Origin of the sequence: Haloterrigena salifodinae, from assembly GCF_003977755.1 — an archaeon.
Taxonomy (GTDB): domain Archaea; phylum Halobacteriota; class Halobacteria; order Halobacteriales; family Natrialbaceae; genus Haloterrigena; species Haloterrigena salifodinae.
In genome coordinates this window covers 37794-60231 of the sequence record NZ_RQWN01000003.1, presented here as the reverse complement: position 1 = coordinate 60231, position 22438 = coordinate 37794, and the positions used below count along the sequence as shown (strand labels likewise).

The following is a 22438-nucleotide window of genomic DNA, read 5'->3' as shown; positions in this document are numbered from 1 at the left end:
GAGGCAACATCCCGCGGCGAGCCGAGGGATTAACGCCCTCCGGCGTGGACGACAGCGTATGACAACCGATAGAGACGACCGTCGGAGCACGGACGACCACGGCCACGACGTCATCGATCCCCTCTACGTCGGCATCGTCACGGTCTCGAGTTCGCGCGCGCAGGCTGACGAGGCCGATCCCGACGACCCGGGCGGGGACACGATCCAGGAGTGCTTCGAGGACGCGGGTCACGAGGTTCAGGAGCGGCTGTTGGTCCGGGACGACTACTCCGCGATTCGAACCGCCGTCCGCGGACTGGTCGCCCGGCCGGATATCGACGTCGTGCTCACGACCGGCGGGACGGGCGTCACCGCCGACGACGTCTCGCCCGAGGCGACGGCCTCCCTGTTCGAACGCGATCTGCCCGGCTTCGGCGAACTGTTCCGGATGCTTTCGTGGGAGGAGGTCGGCACCCGCGCGATGGCCTCGCGCGCGAGAGCGGGAATCGCCGTCGACACGCCGGTGTTCTGTCTCCCCGGGAGCACGAGCGCCTGTGAGACCGCCTGCGAGGAATTGATCGTCCCCGAAGCGCCCCACCTCGCGGGCCTGGCGACGCGCCACCGAACCGGGACAAACGACCAGACGCTCGCGGATTACGGGGAGTGAGCGACCGGTCGGATTCCCTGAACCAATTCTTATTGGCGCCACGCGCGTAGCTTCGAGTGCTATGTGTCACCACTTCGAATCTGTCACCGAACTCGACGCAGAGGAGCGGGCGGACGTCCTCGAGTCCCACGACGAGGCGGAGCTGGAAGCGGAACTGAGCGACGAGGAACTCGAGGCGCTGACCGCGTAGGCGCCGGCCCGCTCGCGGGCGAAACGGACAGCAAGCGTTAATTACCACGCACGTTTTTGCTCGAGTGAAAGGGCCCTTAGCTCAGTCTGGTTAGAGCGCTCGGCTCATAACGCGACCCCACCAGTGTGAGGTCGTGTGGGATACCGAGTGGTCGATGGTTCGAATCCGTCAGGGCCCATGGAGCAAGGCGAGCAGACGCGAGCCTCGCGCAGTAGACCGCTGACGATTCGAACTAGACGACGGCGAACAACGCAAGCCGTCTGTGCAGTTGCGCAGCTCCGTCAGCGTTCTGCCCGTTTCAGACCGACGTTAGTGATCGTGTTCGTCATGACTCTCGGTCTCGTTCTGGTCACTCTCACTACGATCGTTGTCGAGTGCGCCCCTTATCGTGTCGTTCAACCCCGTAAGTTTTTCACGAACGGACTCGGCCTTCTCCGAAGGCGGTTCCTCTAGCGCAGGTTGGGTTTCTAGATCGGGCTGGCCGACGATGACGCTCCCGATCATCCCAGCTGTCTCGTGGGGGGTGCAGTAATAGTGATACACACCCTCCGTTTCGAACGTGTGGTCGAAGGTTGCTTCCTGCGCTGAAAGAACGCCGCTATCCCAGGCGGCTGCCTCGTCGGGGACGAGCTGTGGTTCCTCGTTGTCCGGGTGATAGGCGGTCGTCGAGTGACTGCCGCTCTCGTTGATCCAGGTAACCCTTCCTCCCGTCTCGATCCAGACGACGTGCGGTTCGAAGTGAGCCCCCGACTCGGTAGTTGCCATCGTTACCTCGGCTTCCGCCGACGGGCTGTCGAGTTCCCCACCGTGTCCGTGGCTGTGCGTCTCCTCGTCTTGAGACTCGTTGTGATCCCCCTCGTCACTGTGATTATCGGTGTGGTCGTGACCGGTTGTGTCGTCTTCCTGATTGTTTCCTGTCAAGCAACCGGCGATCCCAGACCCAATTGCACCGCTAGTGATACCGAGTATAGTTCGCCGAGATAGTCGGTCAGTCATCGGTGTACCACACTGGCGATACCACTCTCCCACTTTTCTTATCCGGTGTATAATGACGCGCTGTCAACCGATAGAGCCCGATAGAGACCGAACGTACAATCTCGATCGAGCGGCCCCATAGCCGGACGCTTCGTGCGATGACTGACTGCACCGACCATCGGCCCGAACTGAGCGGGGTCGTAGACACGATACCGGTTCACTCGAGGGCGGCAGTTGAATACGGATTCTGAGTGGCGGGTTATGTCACCGATTCGAGATCGTACCGATGCCCGTTTCCGCCGACCGTTCGAACTGTCGGCTCCAGCCCATATCACCAATCGCAATAGGGCAGGCAGGTGCCGTGGGCACGTTTACGTACGACGGGCGTTGCATCTTATCCATGTCTACCGACAATCAAACCTATCAGGGAAGTGGCGACACGATGTTCAGTCCGGACGAGGACCGGACGCTGAGCGAGGCCGTCCTGGGTGCGATCGAGGCCCATCAGGACATCGACCTCGTGGAGGCGGATTTCACGCTGTACGAGGTCATCAATCCGGACGCTCTCGAGCGACTGTTTCGGTTCAACCAGAACGCGGCGACGACGGTTTCGTTCGTGATCGACGGCACGCACGTCTCGCTTCACGACGTCGGCGACGAGATCGAGATACGGGTCACTGACGTGTGAGCGCGGCCGAAACGCCGAGCCCGAGCGGGCCGGGAGTGACCGGGACTCGAGGCTCGGCGGCCGTCCTGCGTGCCACGGCGCCGTGAGAGGACCGACAAGCGGCGCTCGTCGAGCCCCCGCGGCGCGCGTGCGGTTCAGAACTGGGAGTTAGGAGACGGTCAGTCGATGTACTGCCGTTCCCACTCGCGGCGCTGTTCGATCGCCGACCGCCCTTCGTCGCTGATGGCGTAGTAGTTCGTTCGCCGATCGAGCTGCCCTTTCTCGACGAGCTCTTTGTTGACGAGCGTGTCGAGATTGGGATACAGCCGGCCGTGATTGATTTCACTGTTGTAATACTTCTCGACTTCGTCTTTGACTTCTTGGCCAGACGGCTGGTCGGCCCCGGCGATCACGTACAGAAGATCGCGTTGAAATCCGGTCAGATCGTCCATTTTGCAACCACACCGACACACGGACTGTTCGACTATTTGTTATCGTTCGCGTATCAACTGTTTCTCGGTCGTTTCGGGGGACTAACTCAGATAAGCGGACGAATTGGATCGGTCGCTGGCAGTAAGGGGTGGCTACAAATGACACACCTGAAACCCGCCGCCCGCTCTCGAATCGAGCCGACCGGCCAATTAGGGCTCCGAATATGACCGATAGTGAACTACCAGTTAGCGAAACTCTATTTAGATCCAGACACGAGCGCTAACTCCGGTCGACGAACGACCGTCGCTACCGCTATCCGATGAAGCCTGCCGAAGAATGTATAGTCGAATGTGAAACCCGTTACCGAACGCAAGAAGCCGTATTACAGGCGGGTGACGTTGGTGGCGCGGGGGCCCTTGGGGGCCTGTTCGATGTCGAATTCGATCTCTGTGCCTTCCTCGAGGTCCGGGCCGCCAACGTCTTCCATGTGGAAGAAAACGTCCTCGTCCGCGTCCTCAGTATCGATGAAACCGTAGCCGCCTGTGTCGTTGAAGAAATCAACGTTTCCTTTCGCCATTGCAACCAAAGAGAGTAGAGCGACACGTATAACAGTTGTGTTATACTCGTCCTCTCGAAAACAGGACAATCAGAGAATTGAATCGGCCGAAAACGGCAACCTCAGCCATTATTCTGGCGTTTAAAATAACTCCGCAATCTGACCACTATCCGCTTATCGCCCCGGGAAGGAGGATACCGGGACGCTACCGGCAGATCATGATATCATCCGCCTAATGAGAGTGTCTCGAGCGCGTCCATCGATATTGCTGCAGCGCCGATCAGCCGTCTCAACGGTCGCTCCGAGGCGGTCTCGAATCGTTTAGGTGGATTCGCTGGATACGCGCAGTGCATGTCTCACTCTCAATCGCAATCTCGAGGGCCGTCGGGTCCGACAGTCGCGCAGGTGACGCTGATCGGCCTGTTCGTGACGGCACTGGTGACGGCACAGCTGACGGCGTCGAAGGTGCTCGCGTTCTCGCTGCCGGTGTCGCTGCCGATCGCCGGCGCCGAACTCGCCTTACCCGGGGCGGCCGTCGCCTACGCGCTGACATTCTTGGCGAGCGATTGTTATGCCGAACTGTACGGTCGCCGGGCGACGCAGGTGGTCGTCAACGTCGGCTTCGCGATGAACTTCGTCGTCCTCGCGCTCGTCTGGTCAACGATCGCGGCCCCCGCGGCCGGCTCGAGTATCGATCCCGGGACGTTCGCGGACGTGCTGGGCGCTTCGACGAACATCGTCCTCGGGAGCCTGCTGGCGTACGTCGTTAGCCAGAACTGGGACGTGATTGTCTTCCACCGAATTCGGGACTACACCGGCCGGGAGAAGCTCTGGCTGCGAAACATCGCTTCGACGGCGAGCAGCCAGGCCATCGACACCGTCATCTTTGTCACCGTCGCTTCGCGGTCGCGCCCGCTGTGCTCGGCGTCGGCGCCGTCTTGCCGGTCGAGGCGCTGCTCGCGCTGATGGTCGGGCAGTACCTGCTGAAACTCGCCATCGCCGTCCTCGACACGCCGATCGTCTACGCGGTCGTCTCCTTTGTGCGCTCCCGAGAGGAGGACGCGGCCGACGAGACAACCGTCGCGTAGTCGCACTGCGAACGAGGAGCGTTTAGTGGGCCGCTCTCGAGTGATCGATATGGACGAACGCGTACGCGAACACGCCGACGTACTGGTCGACTGGAGCGCCCGCGTCGAGGCCGGCGACGACGTCGTGCTCTCGGTCGGTCCCGACGCCCACGAGCTCGCGGTCGCGGTCGCCGAGAAACTGGGCGAGCGAGGCGCGAACCTGCTTTCGACCTACAGCTCCGGCGAGATCACTCGCGCGTACCTCCGCGCCCACGAGGGCGAGTTCGACGAGAACCCCGCCCACGAACTCGCGCTCGTCGAACATGCCGACGTCTACCTCTCGCTCGGCGGCGGCCGGAACACGAGCGCGACCGCCGACGTGCCGGGCGAGCGCCGCCGGGCGTACAACAACGCCAGAACCGACATTCGGGAGACGCGACTCGGAACCCGCTGGGTGTCGACGGTGCATCCGACGCGGTCGCTGGCCCAGCAGGCCAACATGGCCTACGAGGAGTACCAGGAGTTCGCCTACGACGCGATCCTCCGGGACTGGGAATCGCTGGCCGAGGAGATGGCCCGGATGAAGGACCTGCTCGACGCGGGTGACGAGGTTCGACTCGTCTCGAGTGGAACCGATCTCACCATGCAAATCGACGACCGAACGGCGGTCAACAGCGCCGCCTCGGTCGCATATGATTCGCATAACCTTCCTAGCGGCGAGGTGTTCACCGCACCCTACGCCACCGAGGGCGAGGTGACTTTCGACGTCCCGATGACGCTGCGCGGCGAGTCGGTTCGGGGCGTCCGCCTCGCGTTCGAGGACGGCGCGGTCGTCGACTACGACGCCGAACAGGGCGCGAACGTGATCGGCGAGATCCTTGAGACCGACGACAGCGCGCGCCGACTGGGCGAACTCGGAATCGGGATGAACCGCGGTATCGACCGCTACACGGACAACATCCTCCTCGACGAGAAGATGGGCGATACGATCCACCTCGCGCTCGGTCGGGCCTACGACGCGAACCTCCCCGAGGGCGAGTCGGGCAACGACTCCGCGGTCCACGTCGATCTGATCACCGATATGAGCGAGGACTCGCGCCTCGAGATCGACGGCGAGGTCGTCCAGCGGAACGGGCGGTTTCAGTGGGAGTAGCGAGGAATCGGATATTCCTCGAACGAACGGATGCGTAGCGAGGGTTTCGAGATCCCGAAACGGGGCCGTAGAAGTCAGTTAACGGTCCCTTATGGTCGTTGTATCACGACAACGGACGGTGAAGCCGCTCCATAATAATGTACCGCTGCGGTCTCGTTGCAAGTACCGCCATGACCGGTGGCGGCACATAATCGGTCGGGGACTCACTGCTCGTCCCGTCACCTGATCACCGTACCGAGTCGATCAGTGTCCCCTGTTCACAGTTGTCTGCCCGCCCTGCCGGAGGCGGTCGTATCCGGCACCCACCGCGGTCGGGTTTTTGCCGGCGACAGTATCTCGGGTCTCGAGTTCCTACGACGGGTATGCGCGACCAGCTCCGGGCGGGTGCCGCGATCTACAACGCGGGGTACTACCACGCCGCCCACGACGCCTGGGAGGACCACTGGCTGGATCTCGAGGCCGGCACTAACGACGAGCGACTGCTCCACGGATTGATCCAGTTTACGGCGGCGGTCGTCCACGCCCGTGAACGCAACTGGGAGGGGGCCGTCGGGCTGGCCGAGAGCGCCGGAGAATACCTCGCCGAGTTGCCGGCCGACTACCGCAACGTTCGGCTCCCGCCGGTGCGTTCGTTCCTCGAGGCGCTGGCGGCCGATCCCGAACTCGTCGAGCGCCAGCCGCCGGTCCGACTCGTCCACGAGGGAACGGCGCCCGCGCCGGCCGAGCTCGCGTTCGAACCGACGGCGATCGCTGCGCCTGTCCTCGCCGACGAACTGGGGTACGACGTCGCTCCCGTCGACGCGGCCCGACAGTACGCCGAACAGGATCTGGCGGCCGGCGACGACGACAGCCGCTTCATCACGCTGGTGTTCGATTTCGTCCGCGAGGACGAGCACCGCGGACTCATTCATCAGCGACTCGCGGATCACGTCGGCCGGCGCGAGGCCCGCGAATCCGACGTCGAAGGGCTGTTCTGATCGGGTCGATCCGCGTTCGGAGCCACGGCAGTGTACTTCCGGCACCGTCGCCCTGTTCTCAGTGCCGTCGCCTCGTCGCGGTCGCGACGGTCACTCGTGGCCCGCGATCGGAAGCGGCTCGTAGGGCTCCTCGAGGTAGGCGATGTCCGACGCCGTGAGATCGACCTCGAGCGCTTCGACGGCCTCTTCTAGGTGTTCGACGCTGGTCGTCCCGACGATGGGTGCGTCGACCCAGTCCTTGTGGAGCAGCCATGCGAGGCTGATCTGGGCCATCGTGACGCCCTTCTCGGCGGCCAGTTCCTGCACCCGTTCGTTGATCTCCTCGCCGCCGCCCTCGAGGTAGGGGATCTGTTCGAGGTACTGGTCCGTCTGGCCGCGGGTCGTCGACTCGATCTGATCGTGCGGACGGGTACCGACGCCGCGGGCCAGCGGCGACCACGGGATCACGCCGACCCCTTCCTTCTGACAGAGGGGGAGCATCTCTCGCTCTTCCTCTCGATAGAACAGGTTGTAGTGGTTCTGCATCGTCGCGAAGCGCTCGAGACCCAGTCGCTCGCTCGTCTGCAGCGCCTCGGCGAACTGGTGGGCCCACATCGAGGAGGTACCGACGTAGCGCACCTTCCCGCGGCGGACGGCGTCGTCGAGCGCCCGCAGCGTCTCGTCGATCGGCGTGTCGTCGTCCCAGCGGTGGGTCTGGTAGAGGTCGATCGTCTCGAGGCCGAGTCGATCGAGGCTGGCCTCGAGTTCCTGTTCGATCGCCTTTCGGGAGAGTCCGCTGGCGTTGGGGTTGTCGGGATCCATCTCGGCGAAGACTTTCGTCGCGACGACCTGTGCGTCGCGGTCGTACCCCTCGAGGGCGTCGCCCAGGATTTCCTCGGACTCGCCCGTGGAGTAGACGTTGGCGGTGTCGAAGAAGTTGATCCCGAGGTCGATCGCGCGCTCGATGAGCTCGAGGCCCTCCTCGCGGTCTAACATCCACTTCCGACCGCTGCCGAAACTCATGCAGCCGAGACCGATGCGACTGACTTTCATGCCGGTCGAACCGAGCGTCGTGTACTCCATGGCCGTACTGACGCGGCCGACACCAAAACGTCGGGGCCCGCCGGTTTCGGTTGCCGGTTTTCCCCGCGAGCGTGCCGGCGGAGGCTACTCGAGAGGGGTGCCGCTCGAGGGACTCGCAGCGACCGTCAGTCGTCGTTGTGAGCGGCGGAGTTGTCCTGTGGCTCGTAGCCGAGCACTTCCTTCGCGCGTTCGATTGAGTAGTACTTGCGATCGTTGTCGGAGATACCGTAGACGATCTCGTAGTCGTAGTCGGCCTGAATGCAGCGATCGAAGAGGTGTGCACAGTCCCGGTAGGAGAGCCACATCGCCTGGCCGCGCTCGTAGTCGATCGGCGGGTGGTTCTCCGTGAGGTTCCCGATGCGGACGTTGACCACCGAAATGCCGTACTCGTCGTGGTAGTAGCGACCGAGTGACTCGCCGGCGACCTTCGAGACGCCGTAGAGGTTGCCCGGCCGGGGCTGTTCGGTTCCGTCGAGCAGGTAGTCGTCCTCGGCCCGGTACATCTCGGGCGTGCGCTCGTCGGTTTCGTAGTGGCCGACGGCGTGGTTCGAGGAGGCGAAGGCGACCTTCTCGACGCTGGCGTCGACGGCGGCCTCGAAGACCGTCTGGGTTCCGTCGATGTTGTTCGTCAGGACGCTGTCCCACGGCGCCGTCTTTCGGGGGTCGCCCGCGAGGTGGAGCACGACGTCGATCCCCTCCATTGCCTCGCGGATGGTCTCGTCCTCGGTGATATCCGCGACGACGAACTCGCCGGGATAGTCCTCCGTCGGCGGATCCCGATCCAGCAACCGCCACTCGTAGTCGTCCGCGAGGCCGCCGAGGATGGCCTCTCCGACCCGCCCCGCAGCCCCCGTAAGCAGGACTGACTGTGCCATTCGTTCGGTGGAAGGGAAAGCGTCGATAAGTACCATGCGGTTCCTCGGCAGTTCGGTCGGTAGTAGCATACGGTCCGAACGGCGACGGCTACTGTCCGCTCGGCTCCCACTCGATCGAGAACCGGCGTTTCGGGGGCGCGTGCTGACGGCGCGCCTGAGTAATGCGAAGGCGCGGCGACGACTACGCGCGAGGGATGAGCGAGTGACCTGTGGGAACGAGCGTTAGCGCGGAATCGACGGTTCCGCGAACCATGCGAATAGTGCGAGACCTCCGGTCTCGCATACCGTGCGAACGGCCGGTGGCCGTGAGCAGAGGGTGCTTCGCACCCGTGAGCAGAAATCGGCTGGGGAGGGGGCGGCAATTCCCCGTTGCCACGATAGCAGAACGCTTCGTTTCGGTACGATAGTTCTCGATCCCACTGTTCGACGAGCGGTAAGACTGAACGTCGATCGTATCTGTCCGCTCGCTCCCGGAATCAGTCGCGACCGCGAACCGATTCGACTCGCATCAGCGGATAGCCCTCGTCCATCTCCATCCGGGTCACCACCTCACAGCCCTCGTAGTCGACGACGATCTCGACCTCGAGGAAGCGTCCAGTCAGTTCGGTGTAATCGGCCGCCGAGTCGGCGAGTTCGGCCTCGAGCGCCTCGGTGCGAACGTCCACGGTGACGTCCGTACAGTGGGGCTGGTTCTCGATGGCCTCCTCCATCGCGGTCGCGAGGCTGGGTGCGCTGGCCGGCGCGACGGGCGTCCCGGCGAACTGGTGGTAGAGCGTGCCGAACTTGATGCCGGCCTCGAAGCAGGCGGCCTCGGCGTCAGTGGGGTCGCTGTCGGTCATACGCGGATGCTCGAGTGCGGTCGGGAAGGGGATTGCGATGCGAGCGGACGCGATCGCGACGTCGGTTGGCCGAATAGGGAACGGGACCGTTTCCGTCTCTACTGGCCGATAGTGCCGATTCGTTCGACCGCGTATTCTCATTCTTGTTCCGCCGAGGGTTCGAATCACCTCCCTTTCGAAATCTCGTCGCCGTTCGGGCGATATCGACTTGCTCGAGTCGGTTTTCACTTTCACTTTCGGGCGACCTTTTAACCCCAGCCCCCGTGAAGGGTGAGCTATGAGCCAAGCGACATTCGGCGACGACGAGGAACTGTTCGGCGAGGCCGCCAACGAGATGCGCGCAGACGTCGAATCCTCGCTCGAGGACGGCTGGGCCGCGCTGCCCGATGCCGACGACGTCTGGGAGACCGACGCCGACAACGTCCTCGGCGTGCTCAACGGGCTCAACTCCGCGCTGAACGCCGGCGACGCCGAGGAGCACCTCCGAGACGCGAAGAAGTGGTTCACGATGGGCCAGCGCGCCGACGCCTTCGAGGACGCCGACGATCTCGAGGAAGAGATCGGCAATCTCGAGGACGCCATCGCGGATATCGCTGAGGCCGGCGAGCAGGTCGGCGAACTTACGTCGACGATTCCCGCGCTCCGAGGGACCCTCGAGGACGCCGGCCCCGACACCGACGCCGACGCGGACACCGAGGACGAAGCCGAGGACGCCACGGAAGAAGACGAGGAAGACGAGGAAGAGGAGGCGGAAGTCGACGCTGACGAAGACGAGTCCGACGAAGACGAAGAGTAACGACGCTGCCGCTCGAGAGTGACTCGCGTCGCCCCGCGATCGCCGTTACTCCCGGCGCTCGGGTCGCGAGACGTCTCGCTCGGCGACGGCCTCGAGCAGTCGCGCTAACGCGTCCCCCGACAGTTCGAGCAGTTCTTCGCCACGTTGCCGATCCCCGTCCGCGGGATCGCCGACGACGCCATTTTCTGTAAACTCCGCCGCGTCGTAGGCCAGATTCGTATAGCTCAGCCAGTCGCCCCAGCTCTTGGCGCGTCCGTCACGGGCCTCCTCGATCCGTTCCTCCCGGACGAGGTCAGGCTCGCAGTGGCGCAACAGGGCGGTCTCGAGCGGGCCGCCGTGGCCCATCTCGGCGGAGTGCTCGCCGACGGCCTCGAACCAGGTGAATGGAACGGCGTAGGCGTCGCCGTCGCGGGTGATTCGGCCGCCGACCTCCCACAGGGCGTTGACGTTGCCGCCGTGGCCGTTGACGATGACGACCCGATCGAAGCCGTGGTGGGCGAGGCTCTCGACGGCCTCGCGGACGTAGTCCCGAAAGGTGTCCTCGGAAACCCACATCGTCCCCGGGAACTGCCGGTGTTCTTCGGCGATACCGACCGGGATGGCGGGCGCGCGGACGACCTCGCGGTTGACGCGCTCGACGCCGGCGTCGGCGACCGCCTCCGCGGCGACGACGTCCGTCCCGAGGGGGGCGTGGGGGCCGTGCTGTTCCGTGCTGCCGACGGGGACGACCGCCAGCTCCGTCTCGCAGTCGCGGACGTCCGTCCACGTCGCGTCGCGTAGGTCCATGCGCGAGTACTCCCGTGGGGCGGACATGAAACTCTCGGAACCGTCGGTTCCCGGTGCACTCTCGGCGCGCTCGAGACCGATGCGCCGCTCTGCCGTGCGGTTCCGGTGGCGAACGCAGGGCCAACCGGTTTCTGGCGGTGCGGGTAATTGCCGTCCATGACCAACGACGACCGACAGCTCGGCGTCGACCTCGGCGAGTTGGGCGACGACCTCGAGTCTGCGGACTACCCGCTGAGCGAGGACGAACTGATGGAGCGCTACGGCGACGAGGAGATCGAAATGGAGGGGAACACGACGACCCTCGAGGAGCTCATCGGGCCGCTCAATCAGGAAGAGTATCAGGACTACGGTGACGTCGAGACGGCGATCATGAACATGGTCGGCGACGAGGCGATCGGACGGAAGAACTACAGCGACCGCACCCCGCCCGCGTCGGGCGAACAGCGACAGGACGAGGGTGCGCCGGACCAGGACGACCAAGAGGAACAGGAGTCGTTCTGAGCGCGTTCGAAGCGGAACCGGTCGCTCGAGACCGAGACAAGAAGGAGGAGGTATCGCTAGTACTTTTCAGCGGAGAGTGACCAGCGTGCGAGCGAACGAGCCACTTTTGCCAGTTGCGACTGTCTCGACGGTCGCCTCGAGCGGCGCGTCGGGCGTCTCGGCGGTATCGGAGGCGAGGACGGAGACGCCTACCCTTGCGACGGTGCGCCGCTGGCCGGAGAGCGAAATCGCCCTCGCGCCGATCAATCGTCGTCGTCGGTACTCACGTCCGTTCGGGCCTGCCGGCGCTGGGCGCGCTCGATGAACTCCTGTGGCAGTTCGTCGATCTCGCCGGCCTGGACGCCCCAGAGGTGCGAGTAGAGCCCGCCGTTCTCGAGCAGTTCTTCGTGTCCACCGCGTTCGACGATCTCGCCGCCCTCGAGGACGAGGATCTGGTCGGCGTCCTTGATCGTCGAGAGGCGGTGGGCGATGGCGAACGTGGTTCGGTCCGCTGCGAGGTCGTCGATCGAACGCTGGATCAGCATCTCCGTCTCGGTGTCGACGTCGCTGGTCGCCTCGTCCAAGACGAGAATTTCAGGGTCCTTGAGGATCGCCCGCGCGATGGAGATGCGCTGGCGCTGGCCGCCCGAGAGTTTCACGCCGCGCTCGCCGACTTCGGTGTCGTAGCCGTCTGGGAGGTTCTCGATGAACTCGTGGGCCTCGGCCATCTTCGCGGCCTCGATCACGTCCTCGCGGTCGGCGCCGAACGTGCCGTACGTGATGTTTTCCTCGACGGTGCCGTAGAAGAGGAACGTGTCCTGGCTGACGTAGCCGATCGACTCGCGCAGGCTCTCGAGGGTGACGTTTCGGACGTCTTGGCCGTCGACGGTGATCGCCCCCTCGTCGACGTCGTACATTCGCAAGAGGAGTTTGAGGATGGTCGACTTGCCCGCCCCCGTGGGGCCGACCAGCGCCAGGGTCTCGCCGCCGGCAACGGTGAAGTCGACATCCTCGACGATGGTCTCGTCCTCGTCGTAGCCGAACGTGACGTCGTCGTACGAGACGCGGCCCTCCGTCACCTCGAGTTCCGTCGCGTTCGGGTTCTCCGCGACGCGGCTCGGTTCGTCCATCAGCCCGAACATCCGCGCCGAGGAGGCGCGGGCGCGCTGGTACATGTTGATGATCTGCCCGAACTGGGCCATCGGCCAGATGAAGCGCTGCGTGTAGAGGATGAACACGACGAACTCGCCTTCGCTCAGGGTGCCGGTGAACGGTCCGGGTGCCCCCCGGAAGACCCACAGACCGCCGACGAGGAACGTGACGACGAAGCCGATGCCGGCGAGGACGCGCAGCCCCGGGAAGAACTTGATTCGGGTCTCGATGGCGTCCCAGTTGGCGTCGAAGTAATCCTGCGAGACGTCCTCGACGCGCTCGGACTCGTAGTCCTCGGTGGTGCTCGACTTGATCACCTGGATCCCGCCGAGGTTGTTCTCGAGGCGGGAGTTGACCTTGCCGACGGTCGAGCGGACGGCGGCGTACTTGGGCTGGATGATCCTGACGAACAGGTAGGTGAAGCCGGCGATCAGCGGTACCGGAAGCAGCGCCACCAGCGCGAGTTGCCAGTTGTAGGCGAAGAGGATGGCGCCGATGCCGACGACCATCACCGCCAGCCGGAACAGGGAGTTCATCCCGTCGTTGAGGAATCGCTCGAGACGGTTGACGTCGTTCGAGAGGATGGACATCATCTCCCCGGTCTGCTTGTCCGCGAAGAAGTCCATGTTCAGCCGCTGCATCTTGTCGTAGGTGTCGGTCCGGATGTCGTGCTGGATGTTCTGGGCGAAGGCGTTGAACCCCCAGTTGCGCAGCCAGTGAAACGCCGCGCCGAAGAAGAAGGCGGCGGCGATGACGCTGACGGTCAGGTAGAACTGTCCCTCCTGAGTCGCGGGAATGTACGGCGCGATCAGGTCGCCGCCAAAGGGCAGGGACTCCGCGTAGCCGGCCTCGCCGCGGAAGACGGCGTCGAGCGCGACCGCCAGCATGATCGGCGGCAGCAGATCCAGGATTCGGGCGAAGATACTCGCGAAGACGCCGACGGTCGCCTGAAACGTGTAGTTGCGCCCGTACTCGAGGAGCAGCCGCTTCATCGGGTTCTCGATCTCCTCGCGTTGTTCCTCGAACGGGTCGTCCTCCTCCCAGTCGACGCCACTCCCGCTCATTGTCCTCGAGTCCGGGTCGGCCGCCAATAAGGGTTTGCTACGAATCGAAACGGTGGTCTTCGGGGATCGGTCGTCGTCTCACTCGTACTCGATTTCGATCTCGTCGCCGGTCTCCATTCCGGTCTCGTTGGCGTAGCCGCGGGGCACCTCGAGAACCCACTTCGCCTCGCCGGAGTACTCGAGATTCTCGCCGTCCTCGCCGGCTTCGGGCGCGCGGGCGTGCTCGATCGCCGTGATCTCGCCGTCGGCGCCGACGAAGACGATGTCGATGTTGAAGTCCATGTCCCGCATCACGTAGGTTCGCTCGTCCTCGTCGCCGTGGACGAACAGCATCCCCTTGCTGTCCGCGAGCGACTCGTGGTCGCTCAACCCGGTGTGGCGTTCGTTCAGGGTGTCCGCGACCTCGACGTCGACGGTCGCGAGCTCCGCGCCGGTGTCGCCGTCGACGACGCGGACGGTGCCCTCGTCTTCGGTCCACGGCGGCGTGACCAGCCCCATCTGAAGAACGAGCATGGCGACCACGCCGACGGCTGCAACCGCCAGGAGGACCTTCTGGACGCGTTCGAGGGCCATGATCGATCCTCGAGCGCGAGAAAGTAAAGGTTATTCGGACGGGGTGATTTGGTTCGGATGCGGGCTCGTGGTCTAGCTGGTCATGACGCGGCCTTTACAAGGCCGAGGTCGGTGGTTCGAACCCGCCCGAGCCCACTTCCTGCTGCGAGCACTCTCACGAGCAGCAGGTACGTGGATCGAGGGCGGTTCGAATTAGATGAGACGCGCGCAACGTAGTGAGCACGTCTCGGCATGGTTCGAACCCTATCAGTCGCGCGCAGCGTAGCGAGCATGTCTGATTCTGGTTCGAACCCACCCGAGCCACTCTTCAACTCGAGCCAGTCTCTCTCGAACGCACTCGAGTCGATCTCCCTTCAAACGTACAAGCCAGCACAACCGCCAAGCCTCGCGACGAGAGTGTACTCCGGGCCATCGATTCTCGTACGCCACCGACCGCGGACAACCGTCCGGAAACGCTGCGCTCGGAACGAGAGCGTCGGCGATCATCCAGCCTTCCCAATCCGGCTGAGCCGACGCCGAACCGGACGAAGACTGCTCGACGACGAACGGGTCAGCGTTTGGCCACGAGGTCCAGCCACTGCGAGGACCAGAGCCACTCCGAGGACGACGGTCCGTCCCCCCCGCTGGTCGCGATTCGGACGCCGACGACGCCGGACATTGACTCAGGTTCCCATTCCGCTTCGGCGGGCACCGGTCGGAACACGTCTTCGTCTCGAGACTCGAGCATACTCTGTCCGAGGTGATACGTTCGGGGCGGATAGTTACGCGTTCCCCTCCGCGCGGTACTCGAGCGCTACCGGATCGTTGCTCGTGGTATCGACTGCGTGGCGAGTCGGTAGCGACCGCATTACGGTCCACCACCGGCCGTTGGGAAGTTCCCACGGCCTCATTGCGTGCTCCCAAAGGCGGATTCGCCGGGCCACTGTTGCACCCCGATCCGCCTCACTCGTTCGATGCCGGCATCGTGCCCGTCGACCGGCGGTTCGAACGAACGCAGGTCGCAGATATCGGGGTGCTCGAGGTGCGTTCGCGCCCGGTCGGTCTGTTCCGGGCGCCGCGTCCCGGTCGAGAGATCCTCGCGAGTCGATTACCACCGCGCGTGTCGCCGGCGGACGAGGACCGGAATCGCTTGAGGGTGAGCAGCTTGGCAATGGCCAGCCGGTGATCGCCCGGACGGCGTGCAACAGCGCGCCGTCCCGTCCGATCCTGATCGTGATCTCCTCGAGTTGGGGGTCGAGCGTTCGATCCCGGTCGCCGGCGGCGACTCGCCGCCACGGACTTGATGCGCTCCGGATGCCGCACGCTGGACTGTCGGCTCATCTGTGAGGCTTGAGAGCGTCCAGTTCCTTCCACTCGAAACGGTGTCCATTCCAGTAGCGATGACGCTCTTGCATTCGATACACTACTCGTCTCGGCGGGTAGAGGGCTCGTTGCAGTCAGTGAAACGGTCAGGTTCCTGTCTATTTCTCCAACCCGATTCAGGCCGCTCGCTGTGGCTGCCGTTCGGATTCGACGCGTCGCTCGAACCGCTCCATTCTCTACCACGAGACGCCTGGAACTGGTTTCCAATGACGTATTATGGACACTCGTTTGTTAAGATAGTCCCCCGTCGGTAATGTAAGAATATCTCTCTCGAAACCGATTTTGCGGAGCTGGAATCGCTCCGACGCACTGGTAGCGTCGTCTCGTCCCTGCTCACCGATTGTCGCGAGTCGTTCAAACCGAATCGTCCCGCGAGAAAACAGCCACTGTGCCTCGAGTGACGCGGTTCGCCGTCGTCGGTTCGGTCGGCGATTCGAGTCGAGCTACTGCTTGAGTCGGGCGACGTTCTCCCGGACGCGTCCCAGAAGGCCGTCGCCGGACTCGTGTTCGAGCGCGGCGTGGAGTGTCGAATTCTCCGGTTCGTCCTTGACGACGACGCGGAGGTACGGCTCGAGCTGGTCGAAGTTGTCCCCGAGGACGACCGTGTGGTTGTCCTCGTCGTGGTCGACGACGCCCGCGTCGGCCAGTTTCGGGACGTGACACTGGACGGAGGAGACGTAGACGCTCTTGTACTCGTTCTTGGCGACTTCGTCCGGGGGCACGTCGTGTTCCCAGCCGGCGACCTGTTCGGCCAGCGTCGAGAGTTCGATCGGATCTTCCTGCCCGCGGAGCGCGTAGAGGAGGTACCGCCGTCGCCGGTTCGCGAGCAGTTCGAGGATGGTATCTGCCGAGAGTTGTCGTCCCTCCTGACTCGAGGTAAGTGCCTCCATAACACGATATTACTCGCCAGCCCGGAAAAGGGTGTCTTGAATATCTAAAAATCCAACACACACGGATCAATGACTGATAAACTCGAGCGTATTCTCCGCGTTACTTTCCGATGTGTTTTCCTAACCCCACCTATCACAAACGAAATGATACTCGTGCAGACGGCTGTCATACCGGCTCCGATTCGAAATCCTTTTTTATACGATCGACAGAGATAGAGGTGCGCCGCCTTAGCTCAGACTGGGAGAGCACTCGACTGAAGATCGAGCTGTCCCCGGTTCAAATCCGGGAGGCGGCACTTCTGTGATTCTAACCGGCGAGCGTAGCGAGCCATGTTAGAATCCAGAATGCGATCCGACCGGATTTGAACTAGACGGAGGTTCTGCGCTTCGCGCAGGTTCTCCGGCGTAGTTCACAATCCAGGAGGCGGCATTCCGATTCTACTCGGTCTACATTCGCAGTCCAGTAGCGCTGTATGGCGGTTTCTCTGTGATTCCTCGGCTGAGACCAGATTATCATTCCACTCGCGTTCCGTCGCCTTCGGGCACTTCAGGCTAGATTCGATTCAAGAGGGACTTATATTTCAGCGTACGAAATTGGACTCACAGGGACTCGTCCATTGAAGATCTCCCTCGCGTTACCCTATCGAATCAGGATCGGTCTTCATCTCATTGATTAATTCGGTGGACCTGGAGAAACAGACTCTGTGAGCTACAATGACGCCTCTCTCGATCGACTTTCTCTCTATCCCTATCGTTTCGAGAATCTACTAAGCGCGGCGGAGAGTAGTGAGGGGCGAATAGCTCCTTAGTTCCATTATATCCCAACAGGTCCGAAGAATTCGTCTTCTCGCCGCAAGAAATAGCAAAGAGAATCGACTCGAGGATCAGGTGGTGTCATAGAACGGATTGGAGACCCGCTCTACGGCGATCCGATGGGTGGTAAGTACAGGTCAGGTAGCTAACGGGACGGCAGCCGTTCCTACTGATGGCTGTCGATGGTGGACACAGCGGGCAAGGTCAGTACGACATCGCTGTTTCTTTCGCCCCGTTTCGATTATCCCTTCTCCGTCGCGTATTTACTAACGTGGTCACTTCCGCTGTTTCTCCTGAGTACGCTATATGACGTGGCAAACGAGTCTGGAAAGATGTTCTTAAAATCAAATGTGGTTATAACTTCGCTGTGGAACAATTATAGTAAGTACAACCAATTCATAATAACCAGATAGGGAAGGTGTCTATCGGAGTTGACGATGGTATGCCAAACTGGCATCGCCGAACGGTACTCGCGACAGGCGCAGCGCTTTCGACCGGACTTGGACTCACCTCGAGTGTGGCGGGCGAATCGAACGATGATGACACCGAAGGGGAGCGCGATCTCGAACTCTCGGTGTCGGCACCCGAGTCGATCCCGTACGAAGAGGTCGCCGATCCGAGCGAGGACGCCGCCGACTTCCATATCGAGGTGACAAACCGCGGCGACGAACCCGTCTCGGTCGAGGGAAGATTCAAGATTGGTCCTCTCGACGAACCGCTATTGTCCGCTTCCCCAGTTGAGCTGAAGCCTGGCGAGACGAATACCGTCTACTTCGGCGTCATGAGCCGGGATCTCGGTCCCGGTGACCACGAATGGACCGTCACCGCGAACGACAAAACCGAAACTGGAACGCTGACGGTGACCGACGACGAGGGGTGCTGACCAGTTTCGGATTTCGAATACCGGGAAAGATTCGGGTCGAATAGAGCCCTCGAACTCATTTTTCTGACGACTTATCGGCAAAACTTCGACGAAAACGACCACTGTTGCGGGGTTCCCTCTGCACCAGGGATAAACCACTCACACTGCTCGTGGTTACTTGCTTCACGCAGGATATCCGTTCGCACCGCTACGTATCGGCTGGTTCATCGGAATATAGATACGACGACAGATTATTATATTGTCAATCATCCGTAAATTATGAGCGTACTCGAGATACTGACGGAGACGATCGGGGGCTACCTCTCGGGCGGGACGGAAGAAGCGGTTTCCGAAGGCATCGAAGAAACGGCCGAAGAAGCGACTGGAGAAGGCTTCTAGCCGGCTTTTGGGCCGTCTCGAGCGAATCGCTGCACTCAGTTCAAGGGCGGCAATCGAGACCGCGAGCGGGTAGAAACCGGAACCCGACGTAGCCGTGGCCAACGGTTATGCGTCCGCCGGCAGTAGCACGCCCGTGAGCGAGACACCGCAAAACGAGAGCGACACGTTCGAGATCGGAGACAGAACCGTCCATCGGCTCGGCTTCGGGGCGATGCGTCTCACCGGCGACGAAATCATCGGGCCGCCCGAGGACGAGGACCAGGCCCGCGAGGTCCTCCAGCGGGCGGTCGATATCGGCGTCGACCTCGTCGACACGGCCGACTCCTACGGGCCGGCGGTCAGCGAACGGCTCATCGGCGAGGCGATCGGCGACCGCGACGACGTGCTGGTCGCGACCAAGGCCGGCCTGCTGCGCAACCGCGAGGGCGAGTGGCTCGCCCACGGCGATCCCGACTACATCCGCAATCAGGTGCTCACCTCGCTGGATCGCCTGCAGACCGACACCATCGACCTCTACCAGTTCCACCGGCCCGATGACGACACGCCCTTTGAGGACTCGGTTACGGCCTTCGCTGAACTCAAAGACGAGGGGCTCGTCGACGAGGTGGGGCTCAGCAACGTCTCGCCGGAACACATCGATCAGGCCCGCGAGCAGGTCGAGATCGCGACGGTCCAGAACCGCTACAACGTCGGCGACCGGGGAGCCGCCGATGCCCTCGAACTCTGTACCGAGGAGGGGATCGGCTTCATTCCGTGGGCGCCGATCAATGGCGACGACGTCGACGAACACGGTGACCTCCTGAACGAGATCGCCGACGAACACGACGCGACGCGCCGACAGGTCGCCCTGGCGTGGCTCCTCGAGCGCTCGGCGGTCATCCTGCCGATTCCGGGCACGTCCGACCCCGACCACCTCGAGTCAAACGTCGCGGCCTCGCAGCTGTCGCTGTCCGAGGACGAGGTGCAGCGATTGACCGACGCGGCCGACTGAGACCGGGTTTTTTCGCCCGTCCAGTTCAGGCCCCACGCCTACCAGAGCGGGCGTTCGAGGGACGATATGGGCGACCGAACTGCGCTTGACGACGCGACCGAGGACGAGCGAGCGGCCCTCGAGGAGATCCTCCCGGCGGGCGTCACCGACGACGGCAAACTGACCTACCATCTCGTCGCTGAGTTCGAGGAGTCGGCGTAGCGTCGGAACACCGTTGAGCGTCGAAGCCTCTCTCGAGCGTCGGCTCGAGCGGCCGACTGGCTCAGTTCTCGAGTTGGCTGGCGATGCGATTCGAAAGTTCGGTGAGGTAGAACGAGCCCCAGATCGCGGCGACGCCGGCGCCGACGACGTCGTAGAAGAGGTCGACGATCGTGTCGCTGAGCCCGTGCTGGGCGACGACCGCGCTGAGTCCCAGTTGCTGGGCGCTCCAGTCGAGTGCGAACTCCAGGAGCTCCCAGAGGACGCCGAATGCCAGCACAAACACGAGGATGAAGGCGATCAGCATCCGCGGTGGAAAGTAGATCTCGTCGGTGTGGAGGTCGATCGCCCGGACGACGGCGTAGCCGGCCGCGGCGACGATCGACGCCGAGACGGTGTGGGTTAGGCTGTCCCACGGGCCGATGAAGCTGTAGAGGCCGGCGGACCCCAGCGCGTGCAGAAACACCGCCGCCGTGAGCCAGAACACCAGTCCCGGCTCGAGGGGCAGTCGCCGGTCCCGTTCGAACACCGCGGGGAGGAACGTGATCCCGAGTGCGATGGCGCTGTTGGAGACCGTCGTCAGGTCCCGCGTGACGAACCCGTACAGGAGGAGGACGGCGAGGGCGACCTGCATCGTTCGCGAGAGGATCTCGACGGTTCGGTCGGGGGCGTCCAACCGGTCGCGAATCAGACTCGGAACCGGATCGGGTTCTTCGTCCGGCGCGTCGTCGTCCGGCTCCGCCTCACCCGGAGCGTTGTCGACGGGAGAGTACGCTCGCGTCCGATCGGTGTCGTTCGGCGCGTACGAAAAATAGCGCCCGAAGACGACACTCGCGAGGAGTCCGGCCAGGGCCGCGTACGCGAAGTCGATCATCAGCGCGCGGTTGGCGGCGTCCTGCGAGCGACCGTCGAGGACGTAGTTGGTGCCGACGGTCACGTCGGCCAGCCACTGGGCGACGTTCCACGTTCCGGCAACCGCCAGCGTCGTGAGGACAACCAGGATGATCGCGAACGTGTGGTTCATTCGCACGGCCGTGAACCGATCGATCTCCACGGTCGCGACGAGCGCGACCGCCGCGACGGCGACGTAGGTCGCGACCGTCGTCAGCGGGGATTGGCCGAACAGCGTCGCGTCGACGACGGGAACGGCGACCAGCGCCAGCAGTTCCCACGGCGGCATCGCGAGCGGATCGCGGAACGCGACCACGGGCAGCACCACGATCGCGACCGCGAAGCCGGTGAAGGCGAACCAGCGGTACGACTCGGCGAGGCCGTGGTTGATCGCGAAGGCGACGAGCGCGAGCGTGACAATCCAGGCCAGCGCCGCGTTCCGCGCGGGCTCGTCGACGGTCCGTCCGAGTCCGGCATCGGCCATGCGGGACCGTACGCGACCGCCGTCCTAAACGCGGACGCATGAACACGCCGCCGAACGGACCACTCGAGGCGGTGTTCGGCATCTCGTATCGGCCTCGAGCGCTCAGGTCGGGAATCACTGACTCGAGCGGCCGATCAGTCGCCGACGTAGACAGTCTTCAGTCGCGAGCCGCAGTGGGGACAACAGAGGGTCTGCCACGTCGTCGAATCGAGCCCGCCCATTGTTTTCGTTCGGCGGGCCTCCTCGAATCGAACGTCGGCGTCACAGGTGTCACACTCGAACGGTCCGTCGGTGGCCGTCATCGTTCGAATCGACGGCGGCATCGGTATTCAACCTGTGGCGCCGTTCACTCCTACCCTTCGCATCTGCAGTGGAGATGTGTCATATCGTGCGATTACTTCTCGGTCGGATTTGCGCCGCTGGAAGATTTGTTCGTCGCGAAAAGGTTCGGGTGCGAGAATCGAACCCGACTGCGAGACTCACTTCGTTCGCCTCGCGTAGTTCGATTCTCTGACGACTCCTGCGGCTCACGAGTTTGTTCGCCGCAGGAAGTCCGGGTGCGAGAATCGAACCCGCGTCTCAGCCTCCACAAGGCTGAAGGATAACCACTACCCCAACCCGGACACGCTTACATAATCAGTTACGGCCGGTCCAACTGAAATACGTTACGACTCGAGTACGCGTCCGTGCGAGACAGTACCGCGTGATTCCGAGACACTCGCCGGCCGGCGACGCGGACCGGGACGTTTTTCGGCCCAGCGCCGCTAGGACCGCCAACGCGTGGCCATCACCGATAAAATCTACGTCAAAAACCACCGGCAGCTCAGCTCCCAGCTCGAGACGAACATCCCGAAGGGCGCGTTCAAGGGGGCGACGCTGGACATGCTCTTCCAGGGCCAGGGCCTCGAGAAGTTAGACGACGCGACCCGGGATCGCGTCCTCGACTTCACGGAGGACTTCCTGGACTGTAGCTGCGACAACAACCCCTACTGTGGCTGCCCGGAACGGAAGTTCATCCAGTACCTCCTCGAGTTGCGCGCACAGGGGCTGGGCCCGGACGCGATCGTCGACGTGATGACCGACGACTACATGATCTACGCCTATCCCGGCGACGTCCTCTCGTTTCTGGACAACGGCGTCCGCACGCTCGAGGCGGCCGAGGGGCTGGCGCGGGTCGACGGCGAGAGCGAGAAACGCGACGAGATTCGGCAGGCGAAGCAGAATCTCGCCCGATAGCACTCTCGTTGCCGCTGCTGAC

At 63.2% G+C, this 22438-nt stretch carries 25 protein-coding genes, 4 tRNA genes and 1 pseudogene; 15 read left to right on the top strand and 15 right to left on the bottom strand.

Annotation, left to right across the window (positions count from 1 at the left end; all coding sequences use genetic code 11):
• Positions 1 to 58: 58 nt before the first annotated feature.
• The 3 genes from EH209_RS14875 (at position 59) to EH209_RS14870 (ending at position 1014) form a co-directional block, all read left to right on the top strand.
• Complete coding sequence (locus tag EH209_RS14875) at positions 59 to 646, top strand: MogA/MoaB family molybdenum cofactor biosynthesis protein (protein ID WP_126663676.1); 588 nt, start codon at positions 59 to 61, stop codon at positions 644 to 646.
• 61 nt (positions 647 to 707) lie between these two features.
• Complete coding sequence (locus tag EH209_RS24975) at positions 708 to 836, top strand: hypothetical protein (protein ID WP_008892792.1); 129 nt, start codon at positions 708 to 710, stop codon at positions 834 to 836.
• 70 nt (positions 837 to 906) lie between these two features.
• A tRNA-Ile gene (locus EH209_RS14870) sits at positions 907 to 1014 on the top strand.
• Positions 1015 to 1145: 131 nt separating this feature from the next.
• On the opposite strand, the gene EH209_RS14865 is transcribed toward EH209_RS14870, so the two are convergent.
• A complete protein-coding gene (locus EH209_RS14865) occupies positions 1146 to 1832 on the bottom strand; it encodes a cupredoxin domain-containing protein (RefSeq protein ID WP_126663675.1) in 687 nt (228 codons plus the stop codon).
• A 379-nt stretch (positions 1833 to 2211) separates the two neighbouring features.
• On the opposite strand from EH209_RS14865, the gene EH209_RS14860 reads away from it, so the two are divergent.
• Positions 2212 to 2499: a HalOD1 output domain-containing protein gene (locus EH209_RS14860; protein WP_126663674.1), complete on the top strand. Its 288-nt coding sequence runs from the start codon at positions 2212 to 2214 to the stop codon at positions 2497 to 2499.
• A gap of 158 nt (positions 2500 to 2657) precedes the next feature.
• Here EH209_RS14860 and EH209_RS14855 read toward each other — a convergent pair whose 3' ends face one another.
• Both EH209_RS14855 and EH209_RS14850 read right to left on the bottom strand, forming a co-directional pair.
• Positions 2658 to 2930 carry a PadR family transcriptional regulator gene (locus EH209_RS14855; protein WP_126663673.1) on the bottom strand — a complete coding sequence of 91 codons (273 nt, stop codon included), beginning with the start codon at positions 2928 to 2930 and terminating at the stop codon, positions 2658 to 2660.
• Positions 2931 to 3292: 362 nt separating this feature from the next.
• Positions 3293 to 3487 (bottom strand): cold-shock protein, encoded by a 195-nt coding sequence (locus EH209_RS14850; protein WP_008892789.1) that lies wholly within the window; start codon positions 3485 to 3487, stop codon positions 3293 to 3295.
• A gap of 330 nt (positions 3488 to 3817) precedes the next feature.
• On the opposite strand from EH209_RS14850, the pseudogene EH209_RS14845 reads away from it, so the two are divergent.
• The 3 genes and pseudogenes from EH209_RS14845 (at position 3818) to EH209_RS14835 (ending at position 6663) form a co-directional block, all read left to right on the top strand.
• Positions 3818 to 4554, top strand: a pseudogene (locus EH209_RS14845) (queuosine precursor transporter).
• Between the two features lie 49 nt (positions 4555 to 4603).
• Positions 4604 to 5686: an aminopeptidase gene (locus EH209_RS14840; RefSeq protein ID WP_126663672.1), complete on the top strand. Its 1083-nt coding sequence runs from the start codon at positions 4604 to 4606 to the stop codon at positions 5684 to 5686.
• 362 nt (positions 5687 to 6048) lie between these two features.
• Positions 6049 to 6663, top strand: coding sequence for a DUF309 domain-containing protein (locus tag EH209_RS14835; protein WP_126663671.1), 615 nt, complete (start codon positions 6049 to 6051; stop codon positions 6661 to 6663).
• 90 nt (positions 6664 to 6753) lie between these two features.
• Here the strand turns inward: EH209_RS14835 and EH209_RS14830 are convergent, their stop codons facing one another.
• From EH209_RS14830 to EH209_RS14820, 3 genes are all read right to left on the bottom strand, one after another.
• On the bottom strand, positions 6754 to 7725 hold the full coding sequence (locus tag EH209_RS14830) for an aldo/keto reductase (protein WP_126663670.1): 972 nt from the start codon (positions 7723 to 7725) through the stop codon (positions 6754 to 6756).
• Positions 7726 to 7850: 125 nt separating this feature from the next.
• Positions 7851 to 8600 (bottom strand): NAD-dependent glucose-6-phosphate dehydrogenase Azf, encoded by a 750-nt coding sequence (azf, locus tag EH209_RS14825; protein ID WP_126663669.1) that lies wholly within the window; start codon positions 8598 to 8600, stop codon positions 7851 to 7853.
• A gap of 476 nt (positions 8601 to 9076) precedes the next feature.
• The gene (locus tag EH209_RS14820) at positions 9077 to 9439 is read right to left on the bottom strand and encodes a dihydroneopterin aldolase family protein (protein ID WP_174681451.1); all 363 of its coding nucleotides are present in this window, start codon (positions 9437 to 9439) and stop codon (positions 9077 to 9079) included.
• Positions 9440 to 9716: 277 nt separating this feature from the next.
• Between EH209_RS14820 and EH209_RS14815 the strand changes: the two genes are divergently transcribed.
• Positions 9717 to 10235 carry a DUF5790 family protein gene (locus EH209_RS14815; RefSeq protein WP_126663668.1) on the top strand — a complete coding sequence of 173 codons (519 nt, stop codon included), beginning with the start codon at positions 9717 to 9719 and terminating at the stop codon, positions 10233 to 10235.
• A gap of 45 nt (positions 10236 to 10280) precedes the next feature.
• Here the strand turns inward: EH209_RS14815 and EH209_RS14810 are convergent, their stop codons facing one another.
• The gene (locus EH209_RS14810) at positions 10281 to 11021 is read right to left on the bottom strand and encodes a creatininase family protein (RefSeq protein ID WP_126663667.1); all 741 of its coding nucleotides are present in this window, start codon (positions 11019 to 11021) and stop codon (positions 10281 to 10283) included.
• A gap of 156 nt (positions 11022 to 11177) precedes the next feature.
• On the opposite strand from EH209_RS14810, the gene EH209_RS14805 reads away from it, so the two are divergent.
• Positions 11178 to 11522, top strand: coding sequence for a DUF5789 family protein (locus EH209_RS14805; RefSeq protein WP_126663666.1), 345 nt, complete (start codon positions 11178 to 11180; stop codon positions 11520 to 11522).
• 66 nt (positions 11523 to 11588) lie between these two features.
• Here the strand turns inward: EH209_RS14805 and EH209_RS14800 are convergent, their stop codons facing one another.
• The 3 genes from EH209_RS14800 to EH209_RS14790 all read right to left on the bottom strand — a co-directional run bounded on the left by EH209_RS14800 (position 11589) and on the right by EH209_RS14790 (position 14290).
• Positions 11589 to 11768 carry a hypothetical protein gene (locus EH209_RS14800; RefSeq protein WP_126663665.1) on the bottom strand — a complete coding sequence of 60 codons (180 nt, stop codon included), beginning with the start codon at positions 11766 to 11768 and terminating at the stop codon, positions 11589 to 11591.
• Entirely contained in the window at positions 11765 to 13717 is a 1953-nt protein-coding gene (locus EH209_RS14795) for an ABC transporter ATP-binding protein (RefSeq protein WP_126663664.1), read from the bottom strand. Before EH209_RS14795 ends, EH209_RS14800 begins: the two co-directional genes overlap by 4 nt.
• Positions 13718 to 13795: 78 nt before the next feature.
• The gene (locus EH209_RS14790; protein ID WP_126663658.1) at positions 13796 to 14290 is read right to left on the bottom strand and encodes a DUF192 domain-containing protein; all 495 of its coding nucleotides are present in this window, start codon (positions 14288 to 14290) and stop codon (positions 13796 to 13798) included.
• A gap of 61 nt (positions 14291 to 14351) precedes the next feature.
• Between EH209_RS14790 and EH209_RS14785 the strand changes: the two genes are divergently transcribed.
• Positions 14352 to 14425 (top strand) — tRNA-Val (locus EH209_RS14785).
• Positions 14426 to 14840: 415 nt separating this feature from the next.
• Here the strand turns inward: EH209_RS14785 and EH209_RS24120 are convergent.
• Both EH209_RS24120 and EH209_RS14780 read right to left on the bottom strand, forming a co-directional pair.
• Complete coding sequence (locus EH209_RS24120) at positions 14841 to 15017, bottom strand: hypothetical protein (protein ID WP_164722057.1); 177 nt, start codon at positions 15015 to 15017, stop codon at positions 14841 to 14843.
• 1078 nt (positions 15018 to 16095) lie between these two features.
• On the bottom strand, positions 16096 to 16542 hold the full coding sequence (locus EH209_RS14780; protein WP_126663657.1) for a DUF7344 domain-containing protein: 447 nt from the start codon (positions 16540 to 16542) through the stop codon (positions 16096 to 16098).
• 222 nt (positions 16543 to 16764) lie between these two features.
• On the opposite strand from EH209_RS14780, the gene EH209_RS14775 reads away from it, so the two are divergent.
• The 4 genes from EH209_RS14775 (at position 16765) to EH209_RS24970 (ending at position 19808) form a co-directional block, all read left to right on the top strand.
• A tRNA-Phe gene (locus EH209_RS14775) sits at positions 16765 to 16838 on the top strand.
• Between the two features lie 959 nt (positions 16839 to 17797).
• Positions 17798 to 18238: a hypothetical protein gene (locus EH209_RS14770; RefSeq protein WP_249038806.1), complete on the top strand. Its 441-nt coding sequence runs from the start codon at positions 17798 to 17800 to the stop codon at positions 18236 to 18238.
• A 511-nt stretch (positions 18239 to 18749) separates the two neighbouring features.
• A complete protein-coding gene (locus EH209_RS14765; protein WP_126663656.1) occupies positions 18750 to 19607 on the top strand; it encodes an aldo/keto reductase in 858 nt (285 codons plus the stop codon).
• A gap of 66 nt (positions 19608 to 19673) precedes the next feature.
• Positions 19674 to 19808, top strand: coding sequence for a hypothetical protein (locus EH209_RS24970; RefSeq protein WP_282957096.1), 135 nt, complete (start codon positions 19674 to 19676; stop codon positions 19806 to 19808).
• 61 nt (positions 19809 to 19869) lie between these two features.
• Here EH209_RS24970 and EH209_RS14760 read toward each other — a convergent pair whose 3' ends face one another.
• The 3 genes from EH209_RS14760 to EH209_RS14755 form a co-directional block, all read right to left on the bottom strand.
• Positions 19870 to 21180, bottom strand: a complete 1311-nt coding sequence (locus tag EH209_RS14760; RefSeq protein ID WP_126663655.1) for a hypothetical protein — start codon at positions 21178 to 21180, stop codon at positions 19870 to 19872.
• 134 nt (positions 21181 to 21314) lie between these two features.
• Entirely contained in the window at positions 21315 to 21482 is a 168-nt protein-coding gene (locus EH209_RS24115) for a hypothetical protein (RefSeq protein WP_164722056.1), read from the bottom strand.
• Between the two features lie 249 nt (positions 21483 to 21731).
• A tRNA-His gene (locus EH209_RS14755) sits at positions 21732 to 21803 on the bottom strand.
• A 157-nt stretch (positions 21804 to 21960) separates the two neighbouring features.
• Here EH209_RS14755 and EH209_RS14750 point away from each other — a divergent pair.
• Positions 21961 to 22416, top strand: a complete 456-nt coding sequence (locus tag EH209_RS14750; protein WP_126663654.1) for a DUF5814 domain-containing protein — start codon at positions 21961 to 21963, stop codon at positions 22414 to 22416.
• The last annotated feature ends 22 nt before the right edge of the window (positions 22417 to 22438 follow it).